At 68.5% G+C, this 4,094-nt stretch carries 4 protein-coding genes and 1 pseudogene; 2 read left to right on the top strand and 3 right to left on the bottom strand.

Annotated elements, in window-relative coordinates; all coding sequences use genetic code 11:
* Window positions 1–442: pseudogene (locus RT91_RS18740) on the top strand (gamma-glutamyltransferase); the annotation flags it as partial.
* Window positions 443–449: 7 nt separating this feature from the next.
* Entirely contained in the window at window positions 450–1,619 is a 1,170-nt protein-coding gene (locus RT91_RS18735) for a pyridoxal phosphate-dependent aminotransferase (RefSeq protein ID WP_035189215.1), read from the top strand.
* 7 nt (window positions 1,620–1,626) lie between these two features.
* On the opposite strand, the gene RT91_RS18730 is transcribed toward RT91_RS18735, so the two are convergent.
* The 3 genes from RT91_RS18730 to RT91_RS18720 form a co-directional block, all read right to left on the bottom strand.
* Window positions 1,627–2,328 carry a CBS domain-containing protein gene (locus tag RT91_RS18730; protein WP_007421731.1) on the bottom strand — a complete coding sequence of 234 codons (702 nt, stop codon included), beginning with the start codon at window positions 2,326–2,328 and terminating at the stop codon, window positions 1,627–1,629.
* Between the two features lie 85 nt (window positions 2,329–2,413).
* Complete coding sequence (locus tag RT91_RS18725; RefSeq protein WP_007421730.1) at window positions 2,414–3,163, bottom strand: Crp/Fnr family transcriptional regulator; 750 nt, start codon at window positions 3,161–3,163, stop codon at window positions 2,414–2,416.
* Between the two features lie 331 nt (window positions 3,164–3,494).
* On the bottom strand, window positions 3,495–4,016 hold the full coding sequence (locus tag RT91_RS18720; RefSeq protein WP_051788371.1) for a transposase: 522 nt from the start codon (window positions 4,014–4,016) through the stop codon (window positions 3,495–3,497).
* Between the last annotated feature and the right edge of the window lie 78 nt (window positions 4,017–4,094).

The raw sequence follows: 4,094 nt of genomic DNA, 5'->3' as shown, positions 1-4,094 counted from the left end.
CGCCGCCGGCCGGCATGTGCGCGGGTTCGGCGCGCTGCCGGCCTCGGCCGGATTCGTCGTCGCCGATTCGAAGGGCGGCGTGGTCGGCTGCGCGACCACGATGAACAACCTGTTCGGCACCGGGCGCATCGCCACGGGAACCGGCATCCTGCTCGCCGCCTCGCCGCGGCGGGTGACGCCGCCGCTGCTGAGCGTCGCCCTCGCCACCCGCGACGGCGCCTTCCGCGCGGTGACGACGGGCACCGGGCAGGCCGGCGCGCCGCTCGCCGCCGCCGCCGCGATGGCCGATTCGCTGCGCACCGGCCAGGCGATGCCCCGGCCGGTGCCGGCACCGGGCCGCGCCGATGCGATCGCCTGTTCCGGCACGCTGCCGGGCGCGCCGAAATCCTGCGCCGCCGCGGCCGATCCGCGCGGCGCCGGCCTCGCCATCAGTTCGCGCTGAGGCGGCAATGACCCTGAAGACCGGCGCCGGGGCGCGGGTTCCGCCCTTTCTGGTGATGGACGTGATCTCGGCGGCCAACGCGCTCGCCGCCAGCCCGGCGGCGGCGAACCGCCGGGTGATCCGCATGGAGGTCGGCCAGCCCGGCCAGGGCGCGCCAGAGGGCGTGCGCCACGCCGTCGCCGCCGCGATGGCGGGGACCGATCCGCTCGGCTATACCGAGGCGCTGGGCCTGCCCGGCCTGCGGCGGCGGATCGCCGCGCATTATGCCGACTGGTACGGGCTCGACCTGCCGGCCGCGCGCGTCGCGGTGACCGCCGGGGCCTCGGGCGGGTTTCCGCTCGCCTTCCTCGCCGCCTTCGAGCCGGGGGATACGATCGCCCTCGCCGCCCCATGCTATCCGCCCTACCTGAACATCATGACGGCGCTCGGGCTGCGGCCGCTGCTGCTGCCGGCCACCGAGGAAACCGGATTCCAGCCGACAGTGGCGATGATCGCGGCGCTCGACCCGCAGCCGGACGGGCTGCTGATCGCCTCGCCCGCCAACCCGACCGGGGCGATGCTGCACCCCGACGACCTCGCCGCCCTCGCCCGGCACTGCCATGCGAACGGCATCCGCCTGATCAGCGACGAGATCTATCACGGCCTGACCTATGGCAAGCCGGCGGCCACCGCCGCCGCCTTCAGCCCCTCGGCGATCGTGATCAACTCGTTCTCGAAATATTTCTCGATGACGGGCTGGCGCGTCGGCTGGATGGTGCTGCCGGAGGAGCTGGTGCGGCCGGTGGAGTGCCTCGCGCAGAACATGTTCATCTGCGCGCCGCATGTCGCCCAGCGCGCGGCCGAGGCGGCGTTCGACTGCCACGCCGAGCTTTCGGCGCGGCGCGACGCCTATGCCCGTTCGCGCGCCCTGCTGCTCGACGCCCTGCCCCGCGCCGGGATGACGAAGCTCTCCCCGGCGGATGGCGCCTTCTACATCTATGCCGACATCGCCGCGACCGGGCAGGACAGCGCCGCCTTCTGCCGCGCGATGCTGCACGACCTGCACATCGCCGCGACGCCGGGGCATGATTTCGACACCGCGCGCGGCGGCGATTTCGTGCGGTTTTCCTATTGCGCCGACGAGGCCGACATCGCCGAGGCGGCGCTCCGGCTGACCGAATCGCCGCCCGGAAGATAGGGCCCCTTCAGTACGAGCCGAAGGCGACCCCGCTGGTCGGATCGACATAGACCATCTCGTCCGCCACCCGGCGCACACCGCCGATTCCCTCGGCGAGCACGATCAGCGCCATCCGCTCGGCATCGCTGAACACGGGGCCGGAAAGCGTCGCGACGCCATGATCGACCTTGACCTCGATGGTCGCCTTGGGCGCCCAGTTGGTCTTCTCGATCGCGGCCCGGATGCGGCTGGCCACCACATCGTCGCTGACCGGCGTGTCCTCGACCACCAGCAGCGCGGTGATCAGCCGGGCGAGGATGTTCCGCCGGTTGAGCATGCCGAGCAGGATCTCGCCCTGGACGACCGGCAGCTGCTTCACCCGGTAGGTTTCCATGATGTCGATCGCATCGCACAGCGGCGTGTCGGGGCCGACGGAGCGGACCGGCGTGGTCATGATCTCGCCGACATGCCGGCCGCGGGTGCGGGCGAACTGTCGGGCCGAGGTTTCGGGGGCGAGGAAGCCGCGCCACCAGCCGATGTCCGGAGCGGTCTCGAGTTCGGGGCGGCGCAGCATGTCGCCATCGGTGATGATGCCGAGCAGCCGGCCGCCACGGTCGATCACCGGGAGGGCGGACAGGTTCTGGTCGAGCATGATCCGGCCGGCATCGGCAACGGTCGTCTCGGGTTCGACGGTGAGTGGACCAACCGTCATGATCTCACGCACGTTCATGTCATCCTCCTTTTGGCTAGGAGGACCATGCGCGATGCCCTCCGCCCGCGCATTGACTTGCGTCAATCGCGGAAGCGGGCCGGCCTCAGGCGCCGGCGCGGGCGATTTCGGCCAGGGCCTGCGGGCGGGCGACGCTGATATTGTGGTCCGGCGTCACGTCGATCACGCCCTGCTTGCGCAGCGCGGTGAGCGCGCGGGAGACGGTTTCGATGGTCAGGCCGAGATAATCGGCGAGATCGGTGCGGGTCATCGGCAGCCGCAGCCCGGCCCGCGGGGCGCCGCACATCATCGCCCGCCGGCTCCAGCTGTCGATGAAGCTGGCGAGCCGCTCGATCGCGCTCTTGCGGCCGAGCAGCAGCATCTGCTCCTGCGCCACGATGAGTTCGTGCGAGGCGACGTCGAGCAGCCGGCGCTCGAGCGCGGGAAAGCGGGAGAACACGTTGCGCATTTCCACGCGGTCGAACCGGCACAGCCGGACATCGTCGATCGCCTCGGCGCTGAACGTGTAGCGGTCGTCGGCGGCGAGGCCGACGAAATCGCCCGCGCCGACGAAGCCGGTGATCTGCCGGCGCCCGTCGGGCAGGTCCTTGTGCAGCTTGGCGGTGCCGTGATTGATGTTGAAGAAGTAACGGGCGCTGTCGCCCTCCACCGCGAAGCTCTGGCCGCGCGACACCGTGGACTGCCGCGCCACGCTCGCGAGGAAATGAAGATCCTCGTCCGCCAGCGCATCGCACAGGCCGATATGCCGCGCCTCGCAGCCCGCGCACAGGCCTGGAATGATGGCTTCCGATAGATTGATGGGCGAGCGAAGCGCCCGGTCCCGCTGCTCCAGCATCTCGCGTCCTTCCGACGTCTCAGCAATCATTTTCTAGTGCAGAGCAACAAGGTCGCGCAACTCGTATGATTCAGGCCGCGAATGTGCGGTTAGCTGCGCCACCGGCGACGCGCGCGGCGCTTTGTCTTTTAATTCGAGAATCTTACAGGGCTTCCGGTTGATTTCGATCAAGGCGCGGTTCATCCGCATGGTCGATCCTGTCATGCTTTCTGACGATGTTACATTGCATGCATGTAAGAGGGGCAAAAGGGTGGGTAACCCGAGTTCGACTTGGTCAGCAGGCCAACGATCGAGCAGGTGGCGGGAACGAAGAAATTGTCGCGGATACTGGTTAGGTGGGGCGGAGGCGGGCTCTGACGTAGAAGTCGAGCGGCGCGATGATCGCGGCCCCCACCACCTTGAACCTGCTACCCAGATAATCCCAGATCGCGATGCCAAGTTTGTCACAGGTCTTGGCGAGGCTCAGGAACGCGTCGCGGCAATCCCGGCCGGTCTCACTCCGGGTTCCGGCGCTGATCTTCCGCCGCGTGACGTGACCGCGGATGTCGTTTTCCGAACCATTGGTGTGGAGCGGGATTTCCGGCCGTTCCAGCACCATCAGTAGTTCGGCCTTGTTGGCGTGCAGCCGCGCCAGCAGACGGTCCAGCGTCACGAAGCCGGTGCGGCAGAGGAAGATACGGTCGAAGCGGGTCCGTAACGCCCGAGCCTGCCGCTTGCCCGGTTTTTGCTGGTACGCTTTGAGGTCCGCGTAAAAATCCCAGATCAGGCCACGAACCCGCGTTTGAGCGGCGCGATGCTGGTCGTTGAACGTGTCCAGTTTATGCACCAGCCGTTCCGCGTGGACCCAGCACAACGCGTGCCGGCCGATATTGAATTGTCCGGCGTCGTCGCTCAGAATAACGGCATCGCACAGAAATTCATGCGCCTGAAA

The sequence above is a fragment of the Acidiphilium sp. JA12-A1 genome (assembly GCF_000724705.2).
Classification (GTDB): Bacteria; Pseudomonadota; Alphaproteobacteria; order Acetobacterales; family Acetobacteraceae; genus Acidiphilium; species Acidiphilium multivorum.
The sequence above is the reverse complement of the archived record's forward strand: the minus strand, read 5'-3'. Positions and strand labels throughout refer to the sequence as shown.